The 24,224-nt window shown below is 60.0% G+C and carries 18 protein-coding genes; 11 read left to right on the top strand and 7 right to left on the bottom strand.

The features are described 5' to 3' along the window. Positions 1–482: 482 nt before the first annotated feature. Complete coding sequence (locus tag ACYZUC_RS10865; RefSeq protein ID WP_461995628.1) at positions 483–1,223, bottom strand: phosphoadenylyl-sulfate reductase; 741 nt, start codon at positions 1,221–1,223, stop codon at positions 483–485. Positions 1,224–1,396: 173 nt separating this feature from the next. On the opposite strand from ACYZUC_RS10865, the gene thrH reads away from it, so the two are divergent. Continuing rightward, on the top strand, positions 1,397–2,014 hold the full coding sequence (thrH, locus tag ACYZUC_RS10860; RefSeq protein WP_407010626.1) for a bifunctional phosphoserine phosphatase/homoserine phosphotransferase ThrH: 618 nt from the start codon (positions 1,397–1,399) through the stop codon (positions 2,012–2,014). A gap of 112 nt (positions 2,015–2,126) precedes the next feature. On the opposite strand, the gene pabB is transcribed toward thrH, so the two are convergent. From pabB to rloA, 4 genes are all read right to left on the bottom strand, one after another. Next, entirely contained in the window at positions 2,127–3,464 is a 1,338-nt protein-coding gene (gene pabB, locus ACYZUC_RS10855) for an aminodeoxychorismate synthase component I (RefSeq protein ID WP_461995626.1), read from the bottom strand. A 215-nt stretch (positions 3,465–3,679) separates the two neighbouring features. Then, on the bottom strand, positions 3,680–4,666 hold the full coding sequence (locus tag ACYZUC_RS10850) for an alpha-L-glutamate ligase-like protein (protein ID WP_008027343.1): 987 nt from the start codon (positions 4,664–4,666) through the stop codon (positions 3,680–3,682). Beyond that, positions 4,666–6,201, bottom strand: coding sequence for an osmotic stress tolerance membrane protein RloB (rloB, locus tag ACYZUC_RS10845; RefSeq protein WP_280163380.1), 1,536 nt, complete (start codon positions 6,199–6,201; stop codon positions 4,666–4,668). The genes ACYZUC_RS10850 and rloB overlap by 1 nt, the downstream gene beginning before the upstream one ends. A gap of 5 nt (positions 6,202–6,206) precedes the next feature. Continuing rightward, positions 6,207–6,743 carry a retropepsin-like aspartic peptidase RloA gene (gene rloA, locus ACYZUC_RS10840; protein ID WP_008042313.1) on the bottom strand — a complete coding sequence of 179 codons (537 nt, stop codon included), beginning with the start codon at positions 6,741–6,743 and terminating at the stop codon, positions 6,207–6,209. A gap of 1,127 nt (positions 6,744–7,870) precedes the next feature. Between rloA and ACYZUC_RS10835 the strand changes: the two genes are divergently transcribed. From ACYZUC_RS10835 to prpD, 6 genes are all read left to right on the top strand, one after another. Then, positions 7,871–8,590, top strand: a complete 720-nt coding sequence (locus ACYZUC_RS10835; protein WP_177318157.1) for a GntR family transcriptional regulator — start codon at positions 7,871–7,873, stop codon at positions 8,588–8,590. Beyond that, positions 8,587–9,477, top strand: a complete 891-nt coding sequence (gene prpB / locus ACYZUC_RS10830) for a methylisocitrate lyase (protein WP_008027432.1) — start codon at positions 8,587–8,589, stop codon at positions 9,475–9,477. Before ACYZUC_RS10835 ends, prpB begins: the two co-directional genes overlap by 4 nt. Positions 9,478–9,613: 136 nt before the next feature. Further along, positions 9,614–10,741 carry a bifunctional 2-methylcitrate synthase/citrate synthase gene (gene prpC / locus ACYZUC_RS10825; protein ID WP_008027431.1) on the top strand — a complete coding sequence of 376 codons (1,128 nt, stop codon included), beginning with the start codon at positions 9,614–9,616 and terminating at the stop codon, positions 10,739–10,741. A 194-nt stretch (positions 10,742–10,935) separates the two neighbouring features. After that, the gene (gene acnD, locus ACYZUC_RS10820) at positions 10,936–13,533 is read left to right on the top strand and encodes a Fe/S-dependent 2-methylisocitrate dehydratase AcnD (RefSeq protein WP_461995622.1); all 2,598 of its coding nucleotides are present in this window, start codon (positions 10,936–10,938) and stop codon (positions 13,531–13,533) included. Positions 13,534–13,589: 56 nt separating this feature from the next. After that, positions 13,590–14,780, top strand: a complete 1,191-nt coding sequence (prpF, locus tag ACYZUC_RS10815) for a 2-methylaconitate cis-trans isomerase PrpF (protein WP_461995620.1) — start codon at positions 13,590–13,592, stop codon at positions 14,778–14,780. A gap of 197 nt (positions 14,781–14,977) precedes the next feature. Then, entirely contained in the window at positions 14,978–16,462 is a 1,485-nt protein-coding gene (gene prpD / locus ACYZUC_RS10810; protein WP_461995618.1) for a 2-methylcitrate dehydratase, read from the top strand. Between the two features lie 73 nt (positions 16,463–16,535). On the opposite strand, the gene ACYZUC_RS10805 is transcribed toward prpD, so the two are convergent. Next, on the bottom strand, positions 16,536–17,474 hold the full coding sequence (locus ACYZUC_RS10805; protein ID WP_461995616.1) for a DMT family transporter: 939 nt from the start codon (positions 17,472–17,474) through the stop codon (positions 16,536–16,538). Between the two features lie 94 nt (positions 17,475–17,568). Here ACYZUC_RS10805 and ACYZUC_RS10800 point away from each other — a divergent pair, with 94 nt between their 5' ends. Continuing rightward, positions 17,569–18,978, top strand: coding sequence for an aminotransferase-like domain-containing protein (locus tag ACYZUC_RS10800; RefSeq protein WP_461995615.1), 1,410 nt, complete (start codon positions 17,569–17,571; stop codon positions 18,976–18,978). A 96-nt stretch (positions 18,979–19,074) separates the two neighbouring features. Here ACYZUC_RS10800 and ppsR read toward each other — a convergent pair whose 3' ends face one another. Then, the gene (ppsR, locus tag ACYZUC_RS10795) at positions 19,075–19,893 is read right to left on the bottom strand and encodes a posphoenolpyruvate synthetase regulatory kinase/phosphorylase PpsR (RefSeq protein WP_008027418.1); all 819 of its coding nucleotides are present in this window, start codon (positions 19,891–19,893) and stop codon (positions 19,075–19,077) included. Positions 19,894–20,067: 174 nt separating this feature from the next. Between ppsR and ppsA the strand changes: the two genes are divergently transcribed. The 3 genes from ppsA to rraA all read left to right on the top strand — a co-directional run bounded on the left by ppsA (position 20,068) and on the right by rraA (position 24,209). Further along, positions 20,068–22,443, top strand: a complete 2,376-nt coding sequence (gene ppsA, locus ACYZUC_RS10790) for a phosphoenolpyruvate synthase (RefSeq protein WP_461995613.1) — start codon at positions 20,068–20,070, stop codon at positions 22,441–22,443. 163 nt (positions 22,444–22,606) lie between these two features. Next, the gene (locus ACYZUC_RS10785) at positions 22,607–23,596 is read left to right on the top strand and encodes an alpha/beta fold hydrolase (RefSeq protein ID WP_032832384.1); all 990 of its coding nucleotides are present in this window, start codon (positions 22,607–22,609) and stop codon (positions 23,594–23,596) included. 121 nt (positions 23,597–23,717) lie between these two features. Continuing rightward, on the top strand, positions 23,718–24,209 hold the full coding sequence (rraA, locus tag ACYZUC_RS10780) for a ribonuclease E activity regulator RraA (RefSeq protein WP_461995611.1): 492 nt from the start codon (positions 23,718–23,720) through the stop codon (positions 24,207–24,209). Positions 24,210–24,224 lie beyond the last annotated feature (15 nt).

The following is a 24,224-nucleotide window of genomic DNA, read 5'->3' as shown; positions in this document are numbered from 1 at the left end:
TTGGTTACGGGGCATCTGCAGCCTGTACGGGATAGGGCGCTTCAGGCTTGCGGATCTAAAGTGTGTGTATGTTTTGAATTGATTGTATACAAAACATGTATGCACTTAAGCCAGATCCATGCCAGTCAGCGATCTATGAAATTCACCGGTAATTTCGTTTTGTTATCTGTAATTGGTAAGTGACTGAAGTTAAGACGATATAAATTGACCGGTTGAACAGGTATTTATTTTCGGCGGGATTCGCGGAGGTGTGAACGAGGGAGTGTCAGGCGGGATGAATGTAACTTTTCAGGGCGCAGAAACGAAAAGTGCACACATAAATGGCACCTATGGTGACATTCGTGTGTACACATTTTCTCGGGTCGATCACGACACCTGTAGGAGCCGGCTTGCTGGCGATTGCAATCTTTCAGTCAATGCAGCTGTGACTGGTACACCGCTATCGCCAGCAAGCTGGCTCCTACAGGGGGGGCTGGATGGGATCAGGCTTTTGACTTGCTGATGATATTCCCCGCATGCAGCCCGCATTCTTTCTGCGTCGCTTCTTCCCACCACCAGCGACCTTCACGCTCGTGCTGGTTCGGCAGCACCGGGCGGGTGCACGGTTCGCAGCCGATGCTGATGAAGCCGCGCTCATGCAGGCTGTTGTACGGCAGTTCGAGCATGCGGATGTAGCCCCAGATCTCTTCGCTGGTCATTTGCGCCAGCGGATTGAATTTGTACAGGGTGCGTTCCGGGGTGGAGAAGGCGCTGTCGATTTCCAGCACCGCCACGGCGCTGCGGGTGCCGGGGCTCTGGTCCCGACGCTGGCCGGTGGCCCAGGCGGTCACGCCCGAGAGCTTGCGGCGCAGCGGCTCGATCTTGCGGATGCCGCAGCACTCGCCATGGCCGTCCTTGTAGAAACTGAACAGGCCTTTTTCCTTCACGAACGGTTCGAGTTTCGTGTAGTCCGGCGACACCAGTTCGATGTCGATCTTGTAGTGCTCGCGCACTTGATCGATGAAGCGGTAGGTCTCGGGGTGCAGGCGGCCGGTGTCGAGGCTGAACACTTTGACGTTCTTGTTCAGCTTCCAGGCCATGTCTACCAGCACCACGTCTTCGGCGCCGCTGAAAGATATCCACAGGTCATCGCCGAACTCGGCAAACGCGAGTTTCAGGATGTCCTGGGCGGATTTGTTGGCATAGGTCGTGGCGAGTTCCACGACATCGAACGATGGGCTCATCAGGGCGGCTTCCTACAGGTCGGTGGCGCTGGGCGCTCTATATGGGCCTGATGGTAACAAAATTCTGCAACCACTGGCGCGCCCTCTGCGTTGCGCCGGTCAGTGCGAGTCGCTAGAGTTCGGCAGTCCTTTTGCTCGCTCGACTCAATAATCAATACAAATGGGAGTGTCTTGTGGAAATTGCCTGTCTGGATCTTGAAGGTGTGCTGGTCCCGGAAATCTGGATCGCCTTCGCCGAAAAAACCGGAATCGAATCCCTCAGGGCGACCACCCGGGATATTCCCGACTACGACGTGCTGATGAAGCAGCGCCTGCGGATTCTCGACGAGCATGGCCTGAAGCTCACCGACATCCAGGAAGTGATCGCCACGCTCAAACCACTGGACGGCGCCATCGAGTTCGTCAACTGGCTGCGTGAGCGCTTTCAGGTGGTGATTCTGTCGGACACGTTCTACGAGTTCTCCCAACCGCTGATGCGTCAGCTGGGTTTCCCGACTTTGCTCTGCCATCGTCTGATTACCGACGATGCCGGGCGGGTGACGAGCTACCAATTGCGTCAGAAAGATCCGAAACGTCAGTCGGTTCTGGCGTTCAAGAGTCTTTACTATCGGGTGATTGCGGCGGGGGATTCCTACAACGACACCACGATGCTGGGCGAGGCGGATGCGGGGATTCTGTTCCATGCGCCGGATAACGTGATTCGCGAGTTCCCGCAATTCCCGGCGGTGCATACGTTTGAGGAGTTGAAGCAGGAGTTCATCAAGGCTTCGAATCGGGCGTTGAGCCTGTAGGCGTTTTCGAGGACGCCTTCGCGGGCAAGCCTCGCTCCTACAGGTTTTGCGTCGTTCCCGTTACGTGCGAACGACACAAGATCTGTAGGAGCGAGGCTTGCCCGCGAAGCTTTCAAAGGTTTTGCAGGGTATCGAGCAACACCTTCACCTTGGTGATCGACTCCTGATACTCGGCCTGCCACTGCGAATCCGCAACGATCCCGCCACCGCCCCAGCAACACACCTGCCCATCCTTGACCAGCAAGCTGCGAATCGCGATTGAACTGTCCATCTCGCCGCGCACATCCAGATACAGCAACGAACCGCAGTACAAACCGCGTCGGGTCGGTTCCAGTTCATCAATGATCTGCATCGCGCGAATCTTCGGTGCTCCGGTAATCGAACCGCCGGGGAAGCTGCCAGCGATCAGGTCCAGCGCATCCCGGTCATCCGCCAGTTCGCCGGTTACGCTGCTCACCAGGTGATGCACGTTCGGATAGCTTTCGAGACTGAACAACTCCGGCACCCGCACCGAGCCAATGCGGCACGTACGGCCGAGGTCGTTGCGCAGCAGGTCGACGATCATCAGGTTTTCTGCGCGATCCTTGGGGCTGGCCATCAGTTCGGCGGCGTTCGCCGCATCTTCCGCTGCGTTCTGGCCACGAGGGCGAGTGCCCTTGATCGGGCGGGTCTCCACGTGGCGGTCGCTGACTTTGACGAAGCGCTCCGGCGACAGGCTCAGCACTGCGCCACCGTCGGGCAGGCGCTGAAAACCGGAGAATGGCGTAGGGCACGCCGCGCGCAACGCGCAGTACGCGGCCCACGGATCACCTTGGCACTCGGCGCGAAAGCGCTGGGCAAAGTTGACCTGGTAGCAGTCTCCCGCCTGAATGTATTGCTGGATACGTTCTATCGCCTGGCGATAGTCATCAGCGCTCAGGTCGGCGCTCATCGGTGCCTTGAGCTTGAACGATTCGATCGATTCAGCCACGGGATGACTGAACAGCGTGATCAGGCGCTGACGTTCACTGTCGATCAGCGATGGGTGGAACACCAACTGACTGGTCATCCGTTGGTGATCGCTGATCAGTGCCCAGTCGTAGAGCCCGAAACGCGCATCCGGCAATTGCAGATCGTCCTGCGCCTGGCTCGGCAGGTTTTCCAGGTGGCGGCCGAAATCGTAACTCAGGTAGCCGATCAGGCCACCGGCGAAGGGCAGGTCAGAGGCCAGCGTCGCCTCACCGAGTCGTGTCAGATTGTCGCGAAGGCGTTGCAGGAAATCGCCACCGCTTTCGTCAGGCATCACCGCCAGTTGTTCCAGTGGCCAGGCACTGAGCAGGTCATAACGCCCGCGATCAGCCGTTGGCCGGCCGCTGTCGAGCAGCACGGCGCCGGGGGCATGACGGATCGCCGCGAAGTACTCGGCGGGGTTGGCGCGATAGGGGAGCGGATGTACGGAACAGGTCAGCATGGGCGGGGCAGATCAGCCATCGAGGCGGGGTGGCGATTGTAGTCCCCTCGGGGAATTGCTCCTAGAGGGGATGTCGGGGATTGGCAGATTGGGGGCAGGGTTGAATGGTTTGGTGACTGTGAGTAAGTCTTCGCGGGCAAGCCTCGCTCCTACTGGGGGCACGCGTATTCTGTAGGAGCGTGGCTTGCCCGCGAATGGCGCACCACGGTCCCGGATCAACCCTCAACCGCAGGAATATGTCCGAACATCTCCTGCACAAACGCCATGCGTTCCTCGACGGTCTCGGTAATCCCGCGTGCTTTCAACTCTTCCAGCCGCGCCTCGACCGCATGGGTGCGCAACGTCAGGCCGCAATCATTGGCGATCTGAATGTTCAACCCTGGCCGGGCATTCAGCTCAAGAATCAGCGGACCTTTCTCCTGGTCCAGCACCATGTCGACCCCGATGTAACCCAGTCCGCACAGCTCGTAACAGCCGGCCGCGAGTTTCATGAAGCCGTCCCAGTAGGGCAGTTGCACACCGTCCACCGCGTTGGTGGTGTCCGGGTGCTTGGCGATGATGTTGTTCAGCCAGGTGCCGCGCAGGGTCAGGCCGGTGGCGAGGTCGACACCGACGCCGATGGCGCCCTGGTGAAGGTTGGCCTTGCCGCCGGACTGGCGCGTCGGCAAGCGCAACATCGCCATGACCGGATAGCCCATCAGCACGATGATGCGAATGTCCGGCACGCCTTCGTAGCTGATGCTCTTGAAGATCTGGTCGGGGATCACGCGGTATTCGATCAGTGCACGGTCACGGTGGCCGCCCAGCGAATACAGGCCGGTGAGGATGCTGGAGACATGGTGCTCGATTTCCTCATGACTGATGATCTTGCCGGACACCGTGCGATAGCGCCCCTCGAAGCGGTCGGCGATGACAATGATGCCGTCGCCACCGGCGCCCTGGGCCGGTTTGATCACGAAGTCGCTGCGCCCGCCGATGATTTCGTCGAGGTTGTCGATTTCCTTCTCGGTGGAAATCACGCCATACAGTTCCGGCACATGAATGCCGGCGGCGATGGCGCGCTCCTTGGTGATGATCTTGTCATCGACAATCGGGTACAGGCTACGCTTGTTGTACTTGAGCACGTAGTCCGCGTTGCGCCGATTGATCCCCATGATGCCCCGGGCTTCCAGGGCTTTCCAGGTCTTCCAGAAGCCGAACATCAGGCGTCAGCCTTCTTCAGGAAAGCCTTGAAGCGCACCAGTTCGGTCAGGCGGTAGCCGCGATAACGGCCCATCGCCAGCATGAAGCCCACCAGGATCAGCAGGATCGCCGGGAAGGTGAACACGAAGTAAACCAGCTCCGGCACGCTCATGATCAGGTGCGCCAGGGACGCGGCGAACAACGTGCCGATGGCCACTTTCATCGCATGCCCGGAGCCGCGTTCTTCCCAGGTGATCGACAGGCGTTCGATGGTCATGGTCAGAATCACCATCGGGAACAGCGCCACGGACAACCCGCGTTCCAGGCCCAGCTTGTGGCTGAACAGGCTGATCGCCGCGATCAGCACCACGACGAAGGTCAGCACCACCGACAACCTCGGCAGCATTTGCAGCTTCAGGTGTTCAAGGTAGGAGCGCAGCGACAGCCCCAGCGCGGTGATGATGGTGAACAGCACAATGCCGAACCCGAGCTGGGTTTCGCGGAAGGCGAGGGCGATCAGCACCGGGGTAAAGGTGCCGAGGGTCTGCAGGCCGATCAGGTTGCGCAGGATCAGGATCACCAGCACGCCGATCGGGATCATCACCATGATCATGAAGGTCTGTTGGGTTTGCAGCGGCAGGCCGTACAGCGAGTATTCGAGGAAATTGGCGTCGGTATTTTCGTCGGTCAGCTTGGCCAGGCGAATGGCGTTCATTTCGCTGTTGTTCATGCTGAAGGTGACAGTGGCCTTCTTGCCGCCATCGACGGTGATCAGGTTTTCGTCGCCGGTCCACCACAACAGGCGGTCGGTCGGCAGGCCTTGTTCGCCGGTTTCCGGGTTGAAATACAGCCAGTCGGTGCCGTTGAAGCTGCGCAGCCAGAGTTCCGGGGTTTGCGGCTGGTCGGCCACGAGGCGGATGGTGTGGACCTTTTCCACCGGCACGTGGGCGATGGACAGGACCAGCTCAACGATTTTGGCCTTGTGCCCGCTGGACGGATCGCCGCCCAGCAACAGTTTCACGTTGTCATCGTTGACGTTGTTGACCCGCTTGATCGCTTCGCCGATGAAGGTTTCGACGTCGGCCGAGTGCTGGCGGATCGGCGCGAGCAGGGCTTCAGCGGCAACTTTTTCCGCGCCTTCGACGGCGATGCTGTCGCGGAAGGTAGGGCCTTTGATCTTGGATTTTTCACCGGTGTAGCGCTTGGTCAGCACCAGGCGGTAATAAAGGGTCTGGTTGCCCTTGGCTCGACGTGCCGACCAGGTCACCTTGCGGTTGCCGTCGATACGGTTCACGGCCACGCCATAATTATTGGAGATGAAGCTTTCGTTGAGGCTGACGAAATCACGGCTCAGCGGTGGCACGAACATCTGGATCTTGACCGGGTCTTTGGCACTGGCGACGAACTCGACCTTGGCGTCGATGTTCCACAAGTCGTCGGTGGCGTCTTCGGTCACGGGAATGCCGAGCACGAAGATCTGATAGGCCGTAACTGAAATGCCCAGCACCACCAGGATGGCGATCAGCATTTTCAGATGGAGGGTAAGAGAGCGCATTGGAATTACTCTGCGGTATGAGCGTCGGTGGCGCAGGCGGGTTTGCCAGCAGCGTATTTAAGACTGGGGTCGACCAGCGCATCAAAGCGCTTGAGCGCTTCGGAGCCGATCAGGAGCGGGTATTGGAAAGCGCTGCGGTCAGTAAGGTTCACTTCGATGCTGCGTAACGCCGAGCCCATGCAGATATCCAGCTCGATCACCGGACGGGCGGTGTACTTCTTGCCTTCTTCCGGATCGTAGTCGCCGGCACGGCGCTTGATCTTGCTGACGCGGGCCAGTGGTCGTTCGATCGGGTGCGAGTGTGCTGCGTCGATCGCCAGATAGAAGCGCACCCAGGACTCGCCATTGCGTTTGAAGCGTTTGATGTCGCGGGCACTCAGGGAGGCGGTTTTCGCCCCGGTGTCGAGTTTGGCCGCGACTTCCAGATTGATGCCGTCCAGCGAGGCGTACTCGTTGAGGCCGTACACGGTTTTTTCCCCCGCCGCGGCGACACCGGGCAGGCAAAGCAGATAAAGGAAGGTGGGGAAGGGCTTGAGTCTCATAAATCCTGGTGCGCAGCGGTCCGTGTTCGATTCAAGGCCCTGGCATTGCTGCGCAAGCTCCCTCGTATGCCTATCAACTATTTGTGACAGTTCGTGCAGATGTCACAAACAAATGCGGGCGGCATTCTAGCACGGTGGTTTTATGGCGCCAGCGCTGGGCTCTTGGGTTTGGTGATTGGGTGATGGGGTGTATATCCGTTGTTGGGGTAACGGCGGCTATTGGTTTCGCCCTTACGGCGAGTCACTTTCGAAAAGCGCGAAAGTAACCAAAGCGCTCTTGCCCCTTTCGTTCGGTGCCTCGCTGTGGCTCGGCATGCCCTCGCTCCGGCCCTGCTCCGTGGGCCCGCCGCGATCGGCCATCCCTGGCCGTGCGCGGCTAACCCGGCATCCATGCCGGGTTGCCCACTGCGCAGAACCTGCGCTCGGCCTCTCGAGGGGGCGTGTACCGCAAAAGCCAGATCAAAAGCTGAAGGCGAGCTAACGCTCGGCCTGATGAGTCGTGAGAAGCAAAAGCGTACGCGATTCCCTGTAGGAGCGAGGCTTGCCCGCGAAAAACGACCGGACAACGCGTTCATTCAGACAGCCCGCGTTATCGTTGACGCCCATCGCCAGCAAGCCGGCTCCTACAGGGAATCGCGTACGCTTTTGATTTCCACCACTCATCAGGCCGAGCGTTAGCTCGCCTTTGCTTTTGATCTTGCGGTGCACGCCCCCTCGAGAGGCCGAGTGGAGGTTCTGCGCAGTGGGCAACCCGGCATGGATGCCGGGTTAGCCGCCCCCGGCCATGGATGGCCGATGGCGGCGGGCCCACGGAGCAGGACCGGAGCGAGGGCATGCCGAGCCTAGGCGAGGCACCGAACGAAAGGGGCAAGAGCGCTTGGTTACTTGGCGCTTTTCCAAGTGACCCGCTGTAAGAGCGGAACCAATAGCCGCCGTGACCGCAGCAACGGATATGTACACCCTCAAAAAACCGACCGCCTGACACACAGCCTTCGCGAGCAAGCTTCGCTCCTACAAGGAACAGATAGGTTATTAGACGATTGTCGACAATACCTATTTATCCTTTGACTAATATCCCCGTATTCGCTAGTTTTTGCCGCATCAGCTTTCAAGGTGTCGACAATATGCTGGATCAACTCGATCCCCCGGTCATAGCCCAAGACGATTCGGAAACACTTTCCGAGAACGTCTTCCGGCGCATTCAGGCGGCCATCGTCAAGGGCGAGATCGCCCCGGGCAGCAAGATCTCCGAACCGGAACTGGCGCGCACCTACGGCATCAGCCGCGGCCCGTTGCGCGAAGCAATCCACCGTCTGGAAGGCCAGCGCCTGCTGGTTCGAGTGCCGCACGTCGGCGCACGAGTGGTTTCCCTGAGCCATGCCGAGTTGCTGGAACTCTACGAAATCCGCGAATCCCTCGAAGGCATGGCCTGTCGCCTGGCCGCCGAACGCATGACCGTCGAAGAAATCGACGAACTGCGCCGGGTCCTCGAAACCCATGAGCGCGACGCCGCGTTTCAGGCCGGTGTCGGCTACTACCAGCAGGAAGGCGATTTCGACTTCCACTACCGAATCATCCAGGGCAGCGGCAACCGCACCCTGACGCAGATGCTCTGCGGCGAGCTTTATCAACTGGTGCGCATGTACCGCATCCAGTTTTCCACCACGCCCAATCGCCCGCGTCAGGCCTTTGCCGAGCACCACCGGATTCTCGATGCCATCGCCGACCGTGACGGTGAACTGGCCGAGTTGTTGATGCGCCGTCACATCGGCGCCTCCAAACGCAATATCGCCCGTCACTACCAGGACGGCGCTAACCCGACAGCCACTGAACGAGGTGAGTCATGAGTTCCAACAAGAGCACTCCAGGCCAGCGTTTCCGCGATGCGGTCGCCAGCGAACATCCGCTGCAAGTGGTCGGCGCGATCAACGCCAACCACGCGTTGCTGGCCAAGCGCGCCGGTTTCAAGGCTATTTACCTGTCGGGCGGCGGCGTCGCTGCCGGCTCCCTGGGTGTGCCGGACCTGGGCATCACCGGCCTGGACGACGTGCTGACCGACGTACGCCGTATCACCGACGTCTGCGACCTGCCGTTGCTGGTCGACGTGGACACCGGTTTCGGTTCCTCGGCGTTCAACGTCGCCCGTACCGTTAAGTCGATGATCAAGTTCGGCGCGGCGGCGATTCACATCGAAGACCAGGTTGGCGCCAAGCGCTGCGGTCACCGTCCTAATAAAGAAATCGTTTCGCAGCAGGAAATGGTCGACCGCATCAAGGCGGCGGTTGATGCGCGCACCGATGACAGCTTCGTCATCATGGCGCGCACCGACGCCCTGGCCGTTGAAGGTCTGGAATCCGCACTGGATCGCGCTGCGGCGTGCATCGAGGCCGGCGCCGACATGATCTTCCCGGAAGCCATCACCGAACTGGAGATGTACAAGCTGTTCGCCAGCCGTGTGAAAGCACCGATCCTGGCCAACATCACCGAATTCGGCGCGACACCGCTGTACACCACCGAGCAGTTGGCCGGTGCCGATGTGTCGCTGGTGCTATACCCATTGTCCGCGTTCCGCGCCATGAACAAGGCCGCAGAAAATGTCTACACCGCGATCCGCCGCGACGGCACGCAACAGAACGTGATCGACACCATGCAGACGCGCATGGAGCTTTACGATCGCATCGACTACCACACGTTCGAGCAGAAGCTCGATGCGTTGTTCGCTGCTAAAAAGTAATGAAAGCCCTGTAGGAGCGAAGCTTGCTCGCGAAGACGGACTGACATTCAAAATCAATGTCGTCTGAGGCACCGCTTTCGCGAGCAAGCTTCGCCCCCACAAGTTTCCCTAACAAATTCAAAAACTGGAGACAGCAATGGCCGAAGCAAAAGTACTCAGTGGCGCCGGGCTCCGTGGCCAGGTTGCCGGGCAAACCGCACTGTCCACCGTGGGCCAGTCGGGCGCAGGCCTGACCTATCGCGGTTACGACGTTCGCGAACTGGCGGCTGACGCCCAATTCGAAGAAGTGGCCTACCTGCTGCTGTACGGCGAACTGCCTACCCAGGCGCAACTCGCCGCTTACGTGAGCAAACTCGGCAAGCTGCGCGACCTGCCGCAAGCGCTGAAAGAAGTGCTGGAACGCATCCCCGCCGACGCCCACCCGATGGACGTGATGCGCACCGGTTGCTCGTTCCTGGGCAACATCGAACCGGAGAAAGACTTCTCCGAGCAGCACGACAAAACCGACCGCCTGCTGGCCGCGTTCCCGGCGATCATGTGCTACTGGTATCGCTTCAGCCATGACGGCAAACGCATCAGTTGCGTGAGCGACGAGCCCTCCATCGGCGGCCACTTCCTGCACTTGCTGCACGACAAGAAACCGAGCGAGCTGCACGTCAAAGTGATGAACGTTTCGCTGATCCTCTACGCGGAACACGAATTCAACGCTTCGACCTTCACTGCTCGGGTCTGTGCATCGACCTTGTCCGACCTGTTCTCCTGCATCACCGCCGCCATCGGTTCCCTGCGCGGTCCGCTGCACGGCGGCGCCAACGAAGCGGCGATGGAAATGATCGAGCGCTTCAAATCGCCGGAAGAGGCGATCAAAGGCACCCTCGGCATGCTTGAGCGCAAGGACAAGATCATGGGCTTCGGCCACGCGATCTATAAGGACAACGATCCGCGCAACGAGGTGATCAAGGGGTGGTCGAAGAAGCTCGCTGAAGAGGTGGGTGATACCGTCTTGTTCCCGGTTTCCGAAGCCATCGACAAGACCATGTGGGAGCAGAAGAAACTGTTCCCCAACGCCGACTTCTACCATGCGTCGACGTACCACTTCATGGGCATCCCGACCAAGTTGTTCACGCCGATTTTCGTTTGCTCGCGCCTGACCGGCTGGGCGGCGCATGTGTTCGAACAGCGTGCCAACAACCGCATCATCCGCCCGAGCGCCGAGTACACCGGCGTCGAACAGCGCAAGTTCGTGCCAATCGAACAACGCTGAATGGTGGGGGCGATGGTACTGAATGAACCAAGCCCCCTGTAGGAGCGAAGCTTGCTCGCGAAGACGCATTGACATTCAACATTGATGTCGACTGACAGACCGCTTTCGCGAGCAAGCTTCGCTCCTACAGGATTGTGTTCACTTCAGCAGCAGTGGCCCCGCCTTATTGTTATTACCGTGACCGAGTCCTGACGATGAACACTGAATTCCGTAAACCGCTGCCCGGCAGCCATCTGGATTTTTTCGACGTCCGTGCGGCAGTCGAAGCCATCCAGCCCGGCGCCTACGACACTCTGCCGTACACCTCCCGCGTGCTGGCGGAAAACCTGGTGCGTCGCTGCGACCCGGCCACGCTCACCGAATCCCTGAAGCAATTCATCGAGCGCAAACGCGACCTCGATTTCCCATGGTTTCCAGCCCGTGTGGTGTGCCACGACATCCTCGGCCAGACCGCATTGGTCGACCTCGCTGGCCTGCGTGACGCTATCGCCCTGCAAGGTGGCGACCCGGCGCAAGTGAACCCGGTGGTGCCGACGCAACTGATCGTCGATCACTCGCTGGCCGTCGAGCGCGGTGGCTTCGATCCACAGGCGTTCGAGAAGAACCGCGCCATCGAAGACCGTCGCAACGAAGACCGTTTCCACTTCATCAACTGGACCAAGAAGGCCTTCAAGAACGTTGACGTGATCCCACCGGGCAACGGGATCATGCACCAGATCAACCTGGAGAAAATGTCGCCGGTGATCCAGGTGCGCGACGGCGTGGCGTTCCCTGACACCTGCGTCGGCACCGACAGCCACACCCCGCACGTCGATGCGCTGGGCGTGATCGCCATCGGCGTCGGTGGCCTCGAAGCGGAAAGCGTCATGCTCGGCCGCGCATCGTGGATGCGTCTGCCGGAAAGCGTCGGCGTTGAACTGACCGGCAAGCTGCAACCAGGCATCACCGCCACCGACATGGTACTGGCGCTGACCGAGTTCCTGCGCAAGCAAAAAGTTGTCGGCGCATGGCTGGAGTTCTTCGGCGAAGGCGCTTCCGCGCTGACCCTCGGCGACCGCGCAACTATTTCCAACATGGCCCCGGAATACGGCGCCACGGCGGCGATGTTCTACATCGACCAGCAGACCATCGACTACCTCAAGCTCACCGGCCGCGAAGACGAGCAGGTGCAGTTGGTCGAGAACTACGCCAAGACCACGGGCCTGTGGGCCGACAGCCTGAAGGGCGCGGAATATGAGCGCGGCTTGACCTTCAACCTGTCCTCGGTGGTGCGCAACATGGCCGGCCCGAGCAACCCGCACGCTCGCGTCGCGACCTCGGATCTGGCCGCGCAAGGTATCTCCGGCCAGTGGGACGACGTGCCGGGCCAGATGCCGGACGGCGCGGTGATCATCGCCGCCATCACCAGCTGCACCAACACCAGCAACCCGCGCAACGTGATTGCTGCCGGCCTGCTGGCGCGCAATGCGAACAAACTCGGGTTGACCCGCAAACCGTGGGTCAAATCGTCCCTGGCGCCGGGCTCGAAAACCGTAGCCTTGTACCTCGATGAAGCGGGCCTGACTGACGAACTGGAACAACTCGGTTTCGGCGTCGTGGCTTTCGCTTGCACCACCTGCAATGGCATGTCCGGTGCGCTCGATCCGGTGATCCAGCAAGAGATCATCGACCGCGACCTGTACGCCACGGCCGTACTCTCCGGCAACCGCAACTTCGATGGCCGGATTCACCCGTACGCCAAGCAAGCGTTCCTCGCTTCGCCGCCGTTGGTGGTCGCTTACGCCATCGCCGGCACCATCCGTTTCGACATCGAAAAAGATGTGTTGGGCCTGGATGCGAACGGCAAGGAAATCCGCCTGAAAGACATCTGGCCGAGCGATGAAGAAATCGATGCGGTGGTGAAAGCGTCGGTGAAGCCAGAGCAGTTCCGTCAGGTCTACATCCCGATGTTCGCCATCCACGAAGACACCGGCCCGAAAGTGACGCCGCTGTACGACTGGCGCGAGATGAGCACCTACATCCGCCGTCCGCCGTACTGGGAAGGTGCGCTGGCCGGTGCGCGTCCGCTCAAGGGCATGCGCCCGCTGGCAGTGCTGCCGGACAACATCACCACCGATCACCTGTCGCCGTCGAACGCGATCATGCTCGACAGCGCCGCCGGCGAATACCTGGCGAAAATGGGCCTGCCGGAAGAGGACTTCAACTCCTACGCGACGCACCGCGGTGACCACCTGACCGCGCAACGCGCCACCTTCGCCAACCCGAAACTGTTCAACGAAATGGTCCAGGAAAACGGCAAGGTCAAGCAGGGCTCGCTGGCCCGCGTCGAGCCGGAAGGCCAGGTCATGCGCATGTGGGAAGCCATCGAAACCTACATGGAACGCAAGCAGCCGCTGATCATCATTGCCGGCGCCGACTACGGTCAGGGTTCGTCCCGCGACTGGGCGGCCAAAGGCGTGCGTCTGGCCGGTGTAGAGGCGATTGCCGCCGAAGGTTTCGAGCGCATCCACCGCACCAACCTGGTGGGCATGGGCGTGTTGCCGCTGGAGTTCAAACCGGGCACCAATCGTCACACCCTGGCCATCGACGGCAGCGAAACCTACGACGTGATCGGCGAGCGCACCCCGCGCGCCGAGCTGACGCTGGTGATCAATCGCAAGAACGGTGAGCGCGTCGAAGTGCCGGTCACCTGCCGACTCGACACCGCCGAAGAAGTGTCGATTTATGAGGCGGGTGGCGTGCTGCAACGCTTCGCCCAGGACTTCCTCGAAGAATCGGCCGTCGCCGTCTAAAACACGCTGTGCGGGCACGGAGTTTCAAATTCCGTGTCCGCTTTGAAGGAGCACCAATGGCTCACGCACCTCAAATCAAAATCCCCGCCACCTACATGCGTGGCGGCACCAGCAAAGGCGTGTTTTTCAGCCTGAAAGACTTGCCCGAAGCGGCGCAGGTTCCAGGCCCGGCGCGCGATGCCTTGTTGCTACGGGTGATCGGCAGTCCCGACCCGTACGACAAGCAAATCGACGGCATGGGCGGCGCGACCTCCAGCACCAGCAAAACCGTGATCCTGTCGAAAAGCATCAAGGCTGATCACGACGTCGATTACCTGTTCGGCCAAGTCTCCATCGACAAGCCTTTCGTCGACTGGAGCGGTAACTGCGGCAACCTGTCCGCAGCGGTCGGTTCGTTCGCCATCAGCAACGGTCTGGTCGATGCCAGCCGCATTCCGCACAACGGTGTGGCGGTGGTGCGCGTGTGGCAGGCCAATATCGGCAAGACCATCATCGCCCACGTGCCGATCACCAACGGCGAAGTGCAGGAAACCGGTGATTTTGAACTCGATGGCGTGACCTTTCCGGCGGCCGAAGTACAGGTCGAATTCATGGACCCGGCGGCAGAAGAAGAGGGCGGCGGTGGTTCGATGTTTCCTACCGGCAACCTGGTGGATGACCTCGAAGTGCCCGGCGTCGGGACCTTTAAGGCGACCATGATCAATGCCGGCATTCCGACCATCTTCGTCAATGCCGAAGACATCGGTTACACCGGCACCGAGTTGCAGGGCGCCATCAACGGTGATCCGAAAGCGCTGGCGATGTTCGAGACCATTCGTGCGTATGGCGCGTTGCGCATGGGGCTGATCAAGTCGCTGGACGAAGCGGCCAAGCGTCAGCACACGCCGAAGGTGGCCTTCGTTGCCAAGCCTGCGGCGTACGTGTCCTCCAGCGGTAAAGCGATTGCTGCGGGTGACGTCGACTTGTTGGTGCGCGCGTTGTCGATGGGCAAGTTGCACCACGCCATGATGGGCACCGCAGCGGTGGCCATCGGCACGGCGGCGGCGATTTCCGGCACCCTGGTCAACCTTGCTGCGGGGGGCATCGAACGCAACGCCGTACGCTTCGGTCATCCGTCCGGCACTTTGCGTGTGGGTGCTGAAGCCAGCCAGGTGAACGGCGAGTGGACTGTCAAGAAAGCCATCATGAGCCGCAGTGCTCGGGTGCTGATGGAAGGCTTCGTGCGCATACCTGGCGACGCCTTCTAACCCGACACCAACCCCTGTAGGAGCCGGCTTGCCGGCGATGGCGTCCTTTCAGGCGATACATGTATCGCTGACCCACCGCTATCGCCGGCAAGCCGGCTCCTACAGTTGATTGCATTTCAGAATAAGAGAGCAGTTACCGGCTTTGATTTACCTGAACCGAGGTCCCATCAACGAACCACTTCACGAGTGAATCGAACATGAGCACCAACGTCGACCTGAACAACCGCCCCGACTACGACACGGTCCTGCAGGACATTGCCGACTACGTCCTCAACTTCAAGATCGAATCCAGAGAAGCCCTCGACACCGCCCGTAACTGCCTGATGGACACTTTGGGCTGCGGCCTCCTGGCCTTGCGCTTCCCCGAATGCACCAAGCACCTTGGCCCGATCGTCGAGGGCACCGTCGTCCCGTTCGGCGCTCGCGTGCCGGGCACCAGCTTCCGTCTCGACCCGGTCAAAGCGGCCTGGGACATCGGCTGCATCGTGCGCTGGCTCGACTACAACGACACCTGGCTCGCCGCCGAATGGGGACATCCATCCGATAACCTCGGGGGGATTCTCGCGGTGGCCGATCACCTGTCGCAGAAGCGCCTGGCCAATGGCGATGCGCCGCTGACCGTTCGCGCCGTACTCGAAGCGATGATCATGGCCCACGAGATTCAAGGCGTGATTGCGCTGGAAAACTCCTTCAACCGCGTAGGCCTCGACCACGTCATCCTGGTGAAAGTCGCCTCGACCGCCGTCACCGCCAAACTCATGGGCGCCAATCGCGAGCAGCTGCTGTCGGCGTTGTCCCATGCTTTCGCCGATGGTCAGGCGTTGCGCACCTATCGGCATGCGCCGAATGCCGGGTCACGTAAATCCTGGGCGGCGGGCGACGCCTCCAGCCGGGGCGTGCGTCTGGCCGACATCGCGATGCGTGGCGAGATGGGCATCCCCGGCGTATTGACCGCCAAACAGTGGGGCTTCTACGACGTATTGTTCAGTCACAGCAACAACGACCTGGCGCTCAAGCCTGAAGGCAAACGTGTGTTCAGTTTCTCCCGCTCGTACGGCAGTTACGTGATGGAAAACGTGCTGTTCAAGATCAGCTTCCCGGCCGAATTCCACGCACAAACCGCCTGCGAAGCCGCCGTCACCTTGCACCCGCAAATCCGGAATCGCCTGCACGACATCGACAAAATCGTCATCACCACCCACGAGTCGGCGATCCGCATCATCTCCAAGGTCGGCCCGCTGGCCAATGCGGCGGACCGCGATCATTGCCTCCAATACATGGCCGCGGTGCCGCTGGCGTTCGGCAATCTGGTGGCCGAGCAATACGAAGACGAGTTCCACGCGGCGCACCCGATCATCGATGTGCTGCGCGAGAAAATGGTCATCGTCGAAGACCCGCGCTTCACCCGCGAATACCTGGAGGCTGACAAACGCTCGATCGCCAATGCGATTCAGGTGTTTTTCAAGGACGGCTCCAGCACCGAGAACGTGGTGGTGGAATACCCGATCGGCCATCGCCGGCGCCGCACCGACGGCATTCCGTTGCTGGAAGACAAGTTCAAAGCCAATCTGGCGACACGCTTCACCGCCCAGCGCAGTGCCGAGATTTTTGCCTTGTGCAAGGATCAGGCAGCGCTTGAAGCCACACCGGTGAACCGCTTCATGGACTTGTTCGTAATCTGACGGAACCCCTTGTAGGAGCCAGGCTTGCCGGCGAAGGCGTCCTTGAATACGCCTTCGCCGGCAAGCCTGGCTCCTACAGGGTCCGTGTCAGCCATTTCTCCAGCGGTAATTTTGTGATCGCAAACCCGGTCAGCAGGATCGCCGAATACATCATTAGCTCTCGCGAAAGGCTTTGCCCCTCGTACCACGCGCCGATGATCACCGCGAACACCGGAAAGATGATGAACACAAACGACAAGATGATCGGGCTCAGTCGTTTGAGCAGCAAAAAATAAACGATAAACCCACCCACCGACGCCACCAGTCCGAGGTAGAGCAGGGCGCTCCACGAGCGCACGCTGATGGCCGCGAACACCGGTGCTTCAACATTCAGTCCCGCAACAAACAGCATCAGACCGGCGATGCCGATCGGCAGCGTGTTGTAGGTAATCACGCTGATCGCCGAGCCGTGTTTCTTGGTCACCACGTAACACAACGCATGCATCACTGCCGCGCAGAGAATCGCCAGCACGCCGAACAGTTCGGCGTGGTCCAGATGCAATCCCTGGCTGCGAATAATCATGAACAGGCTGCCGAAGCCGATGGCAATGCCGAGCACTTGTGACGGGTAGATTTTTTCCCGCAGAAACAGCGCGGAAAACACCAGGATGAACACCGGCATGCAACTGAACAGCAGGGCCGTGAGCCCGGACGAAACATGCATCTCGCCGTAGTTGAGCAAGTAATACGGCAGGCTGAAATACGACAGCGTCACGAACAGGAAAAACCAGCGGCTTTCCTTGGGGAACATCAACGGTTCACGACGGATGAGGGCGAAAGCAAGGAACAACGGAAAGGCGATCAGGAACCGCAGCCCGGCGGCCGTCAGCGGTGGCACCGTTTCAACCGCAATCTTGATCCCGAGCCATGTCGTTCCCCAGCTCAGGCACACGATCAGAAACAGGACGCTGGTGATCAGCGCGGCTAACCAGGGTTTTCCAGTGCTTGAATTCACGCTGAGAGCGATGGACATGATCGAGTTCCTTTTTTGTTGTCGGAATTGACCTGCATCTGCAAAAGGTCTATCCCTGATTGAACCTGTTTAAAGCACGCTATTCGGGACTGAAATGAGTGTCAAAGTAAGTATTGCCATGGTGTCAATCCTGCGCGACGGGCTCGTCAACGGACTGGGCGTGAAGTACAAGCGCCTGGCGGACGCCGTGGAAAAAGCGATCGTGGAAGGCGTGATCGAGCCCGGCTGCAAACTGCCGCCGCATCGGCTGTTGGCCGACAGCCTCGGCGTGACCATCGGCACCGTCAGCCGTGCTTACGGCGAACTCGAACGCGTAGGAAGGGTGGTCGCTCGCGTAGGAGATGGCACTTACGTGCGTCAGCGTGGGATGGAACGTCAGCGCGATGCTGGTTTTCGCAATGTCAGCGAAGAGCCGCAGGTATGTTTCGACATGAGCCGTAATCAACCGATTCCGGGGCAGGAAGCACTGCTTTTAAGCCAGAGTTTGCAGGCGTTGGCGCTCGATCCCGATGCCTTGCAGAGCATCAGCGGCTACACCGCCGATGCCGGATCGCTACGCCATCGTGCGGCGGGCGCGCACTGGTTGCGGCACCTGCAATTTGTGCCGGACGCCGAGCAGGTCGTCTGCGTGAACGGCGGCCAGCACGGTCTGTTGTGTGCCTTGATGGGGTTGCTCAAGGCGGGCGATACCGTGGTCACGGAACACCTGACTTACCCGGGGCTGATCAGCGTTGCACGCATGCTTGGGATCAAACTGATCGGCGTCGCGATAGATGACGAAGGGCTGATGCCGGATGCGCTGGAAGACGTTTGCCGCAACCATCGTGTGTCGGCGCTGTACTGCACACCGACGATCCAGAATCCTACGGCGGCGGTGATGTCTGTCCCACGGCGTGAGGCGATTGCCGAGGTCTGTCGGCAGCACAATCTGCTGATCTTTGAGGATGAAGCCCACGCGGTGTTGGCTCGGCAGCGACCGTTACCCTTGAGTTATTTCGCCCCGGAGCGCTCTGTGTTGATCGGCAGCCTGAGCAAAGCGGTTTCGGCGGGCTTGCGCGTCGGTTATCTGCATGCGCCGCAACCGTTGATCGGGCGCTTGAGCGCGGCGGTACGCGGAACGTGCTGGATGGCCAGTCCGTTGGCGCTGGAGGTGGCGAGCCTTTGGATCGAAAACGGTAGTGCGGCGCAGTTGCTGGCTCAACAGATTATCGAGATCGGCCGGCGCAAGGCGTTGGTCAGTGGGGTGTTGGAGGGCGTGGCGTACAAAACCCATCCCGACAGCCCGCACTTCTGGATCGAAGTGCCCGAGCCGTGGCGGGCGTCGCAGATTGCGGCGGAGCTGAAGGAAAACAATTACCTGGTCGCCACCGCCGAGGCGTTTGCGGTCGGGCATGGGGCGGTGCCGCAGTTCATTCGGGCGAGTGTGTGTAATTCGGCGGGGGATGATGGATTGTTGACTCGAGGGTTTGAAGCGTTGGTCGGAGCAATAACAGAGACCGTGTGATCGTTCTTCGCGGGCAAGCCTCGCTCCTACAGGATGTCCGCGAACCCTGTAGGAGCGAGGCTTGCCCGCGAAGGCGGCCTGAAGGGCGCTACAAATCTACTTGAACCGCCGCTCCACACCTTTCTCCACCAGAATCTTCGCCGAAATCTCTTCCACCGAAAAATGCGTGGAGTTGATGTGCGCAATATTCTCGCGGCGGAACAGGTTCTCCACTTCGCGCACTTCAAACTCGCACTGCGCGTAGCTCGAATAGCGGCTGTTGGGCTTGCGCTCGTTGCGGATCGCGGTCAGGCGGTCCGGGTCGATGGTCAGTCCGAACAACTTGTGCTGGTGGGCGCGCAGGGCGTTTGGCAACGTCAGGCGCTCCATGTCGTCTTCGGTCAGCGGATAGTTGGCCGCGCGGATGCCGAATTGCATCGCCATGTACAGGCACGTCGGTGTCTTACCACAACGCGACACCCCCACTAGGATCAGGTCGGCCTTGTCGTAATAATGCGTGCGCGCACCGTCGTCGTTGTCGAGGGCGAAGTTCACCGCCTCGATACGCTCCATGTAATTGGAGTTGCCACCGATAGAGTGAGACTTGCCGACAGTGTAGGAAGAATGCTCGGTCAGTTCCTGTTCAAGCGGTGCCAGGAAAGTCGAGAAAATGTCGATCATGAAACCATTGGACGTCGCGAGGATCTCACGAATGTCCTGATTGACGATGGTGTCGAATATGATCGGCCGGAAGCCGTCGGTTTCGGCGGCCTTGTTGATTTGTTGTACCATGGCCCGCGCTTTATCCACGTTGTCGATGTACGGCCGCGTGAATTTGCTGAAGGTAATGTTTTCGAACTGCGCCAGGAGGCTTTGACCCAGGGTTTCGGCGGTAATGCCGGTGCCATCGGAGATAAAGAAAGCAGATCGTTTCATTTGCACCTTGGGCCTTAAGCTAGTGACGAATCTTGGATATGATAGGCGCGGTTTGCCGGCCTCGAGTGGCCCGCATTCTCACTTATTTTCCAGGTCCAGGCCATACAGCCGGCAAATGCTCCTTTAGAGCGCCGTCTTCTGAGCTTTTCCAACACAGTTAGTGGAGAGATCACCTTGGTAGAGTACGTAGTTTCCCTCGATAAGCTCGGCAAACACGATGTTGAGCATGTGGGGGGCAAGAACGCATCCCTGGGCGAGATGATCAGTAACCTTGCAGGTGCCGGTGTATCGGTGCCCGGTGGCTTCGCCACGACAGCTCAGGCTTATCGTGATTTTCTGGAACTGAGCGGCCTGAACGATCAGATCCACGCCGCCCTCGACGCCCTGGACGTCGATGATGTCAACGCCCTGGCCAAGACCGGTGCCCAGATCCGTCAATGGATCATGGAAGCCGAGTTCCCCGAGAAGCTCAACGCCGAGATCCGCACCGCGTTCGCCACGCTGTCGGCCGGCAACCCTGACATGGCCGTGGCCGTGCGCTCTTCCGCTACCGCCGAAGACCTGCCGGACGCTTCCTTCGCCGGTCAGCAGGAAACCTTCCTGAACATCCGTGGTGTCGAAAACGTCATTCGCGCCGCCAAAGAGGTGTTCGCTTCGCTGTTCAACGACCGTGCGATCTCCTACCGCGTGCACCAGGGCTTCGACCACAAGCTGGTCGCCCTGTCGGCTGGCGTGCAGCGCATGGTCCGCTCCGAAACCGGCACCGCCGGCGTGATGTTCACCCTCGATACCGAATCGGGCTTCCGTGACGTGGTGTTCATCACCGGCGCCTACGGCCTGGGTGAAACCGTCGTACAAGGCGCGGTGAACCCGGATGAGTTCTACGTCCACAAAGGCACGCTGGCCGCCGGTCGTCCGGCCATCCTGCGTCGCAACCTGGGCAGCAAAGCCATCAAGATGATCTACGGCGAAGTCGCCACGGCCGGCAAGTCGGTCAAGACCATCGACGTCGACAAGGCCGATCGCGCACGTTTCTGCCTGAGCGACGCCGAAGTCAGCGAACTGGCCAAGCAAGCGATGATCATCGAGAAGCACTACCAGTGCCCGATGGACATCGAATGGGCCAAGGACGGCGACGACGGCAAGCTCTACATCGTTCAGGCCCGTCCTGAAACCGTGAAGAGCCGTACCCAGGCCAACGTCATGGAACGTTACCTGTTGAAAGAAACCGGCACCGTGCTGGTTGAAGGTCGCGCCATCGGCCAGCGCATCGGCGCCGGCAAAGTGCGGATCATCAAGGACGTGTCCGAGATGGACAAAGTCCAGCCAGGCGACGTGCTGGTTTCCGACATGACCGACCCGGACTGGGAACCGGTCATGAAGCGCGCCAGCGCCATCGTCACCAACCGTGGCGGTCGTACCTGCCACGCGGCGATCATCGCTCGCGAACTGGGCATTCCGGCCGTGGTCGGTTGCGGCAACGCCACCCAACTGCTGAAAGACGGCCAGGGCGTGACCGTTTCCTGCGCGGAAGGCGACACCGGTTACATCTTCGAAGGTGAGCTGGGCTTCGACATCAAGAAAAACTCCGTTGATGCCATGCCTGATCTGCCGTTCAAGATCATGATGAACGTCGGCAACCCGGACCGCGCCTTCGACTTCGCGCAACTGCCGAACGCCGGTGTGGGCCTGGCCCGTCTGGAGTTCATCATCAACCGCATGATCGGTGTGCACCCCAAAGCGCTGCTGAACTACGACGGCCTGCCGCAGGACATCAAGGACAGCGTCGACAAGCGCATCGCCGGTTACGACGATCCGGTTGGCTTCTATGTCGATAAACTGGTCGAAGGCATCAGCACCCTGGCCGCCGCGTTCACGCCGAAAAAGGTCATCGTGCGTCTGTCGGACTTCAAGTCCAACGAATACGCGAACCTGATCGGTGGCAAGCTCTACGAGCCGGAAGAAGAAAACCCGATGCTGGGCTTCCGTGGCGCTTCGCGTTACATCAGCGAATCGTTCCGTGACTGCTTCGAACTCGAGTGCCGCGCCCTCAAGCGTGTGCGCAACGAGATGGGCCTGACCAACGTTGAAATCATGGTGCCGTTCGTCCGTACCCTGGGCGAAGCGAGCCAGGTCATCGACCTGCTGGCCGAAAATGGTCTGGCCCGTGGTGAAAACGGCCTGCGCATCATCATGATGTGCGAACTGCCGTCCAACGCGATTCTGGCGGAAGAATTCCTTGAATTCTTCGACGGTTTCTCCATCGGCTCCAACGACCTGACTCAGCTGACGCTGGGCCTGGACCGTGACTCCGGGATCATCGCTCACTTGTTCGACGAGCGTAATCCTGCGGTCAAGAAGCTGCTGGCGAACGCAATCGCCGCGTGCAACAAGGCGGGCAAGTACATCGGTATCTGCGGTCAGGGCCCTTCGGACCACCCTGATCTGGCCAAATGGCTGATGGAGCAGGGCATCGAAAGCGTTTCGTTGAACCCCGATTCCGTACTGGAAACCTGGTTCTTCCTGGCTGAAGGTCAAGCTTCGGCTTAATAGTGTGGGAATGGCTCGCTCACTGTAGGAGCACAGCTAGCTGGCGATGGCGTCTTCAAAATCGCCATCGCCAGCAAGCTGTGCTCCTACAGGGGGTGGCCGTTTTAAGAGATTGAAGTAGGGCGGGCTCCTCTGGATGCCGCCCTTTTTTGTGCAAGAGACTATGCAAAGCAGCAGCAACCTATTTCCTGTCGCCCTGATCAGCGCCGAGCGGCGCGGCGATCTGAGCGAAGACGTCTATCGTTTGAAACCCGGCAACAGCCCTGACGGCACCGTGGAGCTGGCCGTGACCCGTCTGGGCATGGCGGACGCGCCCGCGCACGGTGGTGTGCCGGTAATTCTGTTGCACGGCAGTTTTTCCAATCGGCGATTCTGGTTCTCCCCTAAAGGTCTGGGGCTGGGCGCCTATCTGGCGCGTCTGGGATTCGATGTGTGGATTGCAGAAATGCGCGGCCATGGCCTGTCCCAGCGCAACCAGAACTATCGCAAGAACCGCGTCGCCGACTACGCTCGTTATGATCTGCCGGCCATTGGCGCGTTCGTGCGCGAGCAGAGCGGCCAGGTTCCGCACTGGATCGGTCACTCGCTGGGTGGCATTACCCTGGCGGCAGCGCTGGGTGGCGGGTATATCGGCGAGCCGGTCGTCGCGTCTGCGGCGTTTTTCGGTACGCAAGTCAGCCGCACCTATTGGCCGTTGAAAATTCCGCCGGTGGAGTGGAGTGGGCGCTTCATTCTCAAGCGTTTCGCCCAACTGTCCGGTTCACGGCTCAAGCGCGGCCCGGAGGACGAGCCGATTGGTCTGGCCCTGGAAAGCATGCGCTGGTATGGCCTGTTCGGGCGTTTTGGCGATGCCGACAAGGATTGGTGGGCCGGATTGGCTGACGTTCAGAGCCCGGTGTTGGCTGTGAGTGCCGTCAGCGATCATCAGGATCCAGCGTGGGCGTGCCGCAAGTTGTTTGATCAGATCGGTTCAGAGCACAAGCAATTCATCAACCTTGGCCGCGAGCAGGGCTTTGGCGACAATTTCGGTCACGTGGAAATGTTGGTCAGCAAAGCCGCTCAAGCCGAAGTCTGGCCGTTGGTGGCGCGTTGGCTGTCGGATCAGCACACGCCTTTGCTGGGTGAAAAAGCGGATTTGGCCTCGGCAGTCTGAGCCCGATGCTCTATCAAGGGCATTCCGCTCTGATCGGCTTGCGGCTAAGATATGACGCATTGAGCTTTTCTGGTCACTTTGCGACATCCTCGATTGTCTTCCTCTTTACAGGAGTTTCTCGATGAACCATTACATCACGCCTGACCTGTGCGACGCCTATCCGGAATTGGTACAGGTGTTGGAACCGATGTTCAGCAATTTCGGCGGCCGTGATTCCTTCGGCGGCGAAATCGTGACCATCAAGTGCTTCGAAGACAACTCGCTGGTCAAGGAGCAAGCCGAACTCAAGGGTAATGGCAAGGTGTTGGTGGTCGATGGTGGTGGTTCCCTGCGTCGTGCGCTGCTGGGCGACATGATCGCCGAGAAAGCCGCTAAAAACGGTTGGGAAGGGATGGTGATCTACGGGTGCATCCGCGACGTCGATGTCATCGCGCAGACTGATCTGGGCGTTCAGGCCCTGGCCAGTCACCCGATGAAAACCGACAAACGTGGCATTGGCGATCTCAACGTTGTGGTGACGTTTGCCGGTGTGACGTTCCGTCCAGGCGAATACATCTATGCGGACAATAATGGCGTGATCATCTCGCCAAGCCCGCTGAAGATGCCTGAATAAGCGTTGCACCAACCA

The sequence above is a fragment of the Pseudomonas sp. GT1P32 genome, assembly GCF_054897805.1.
The sequence above is the reverse complement of the archived record's forward strand: the minus strand, read 5'-3'. Positions and strand labels throughout refer to the sequence as shown.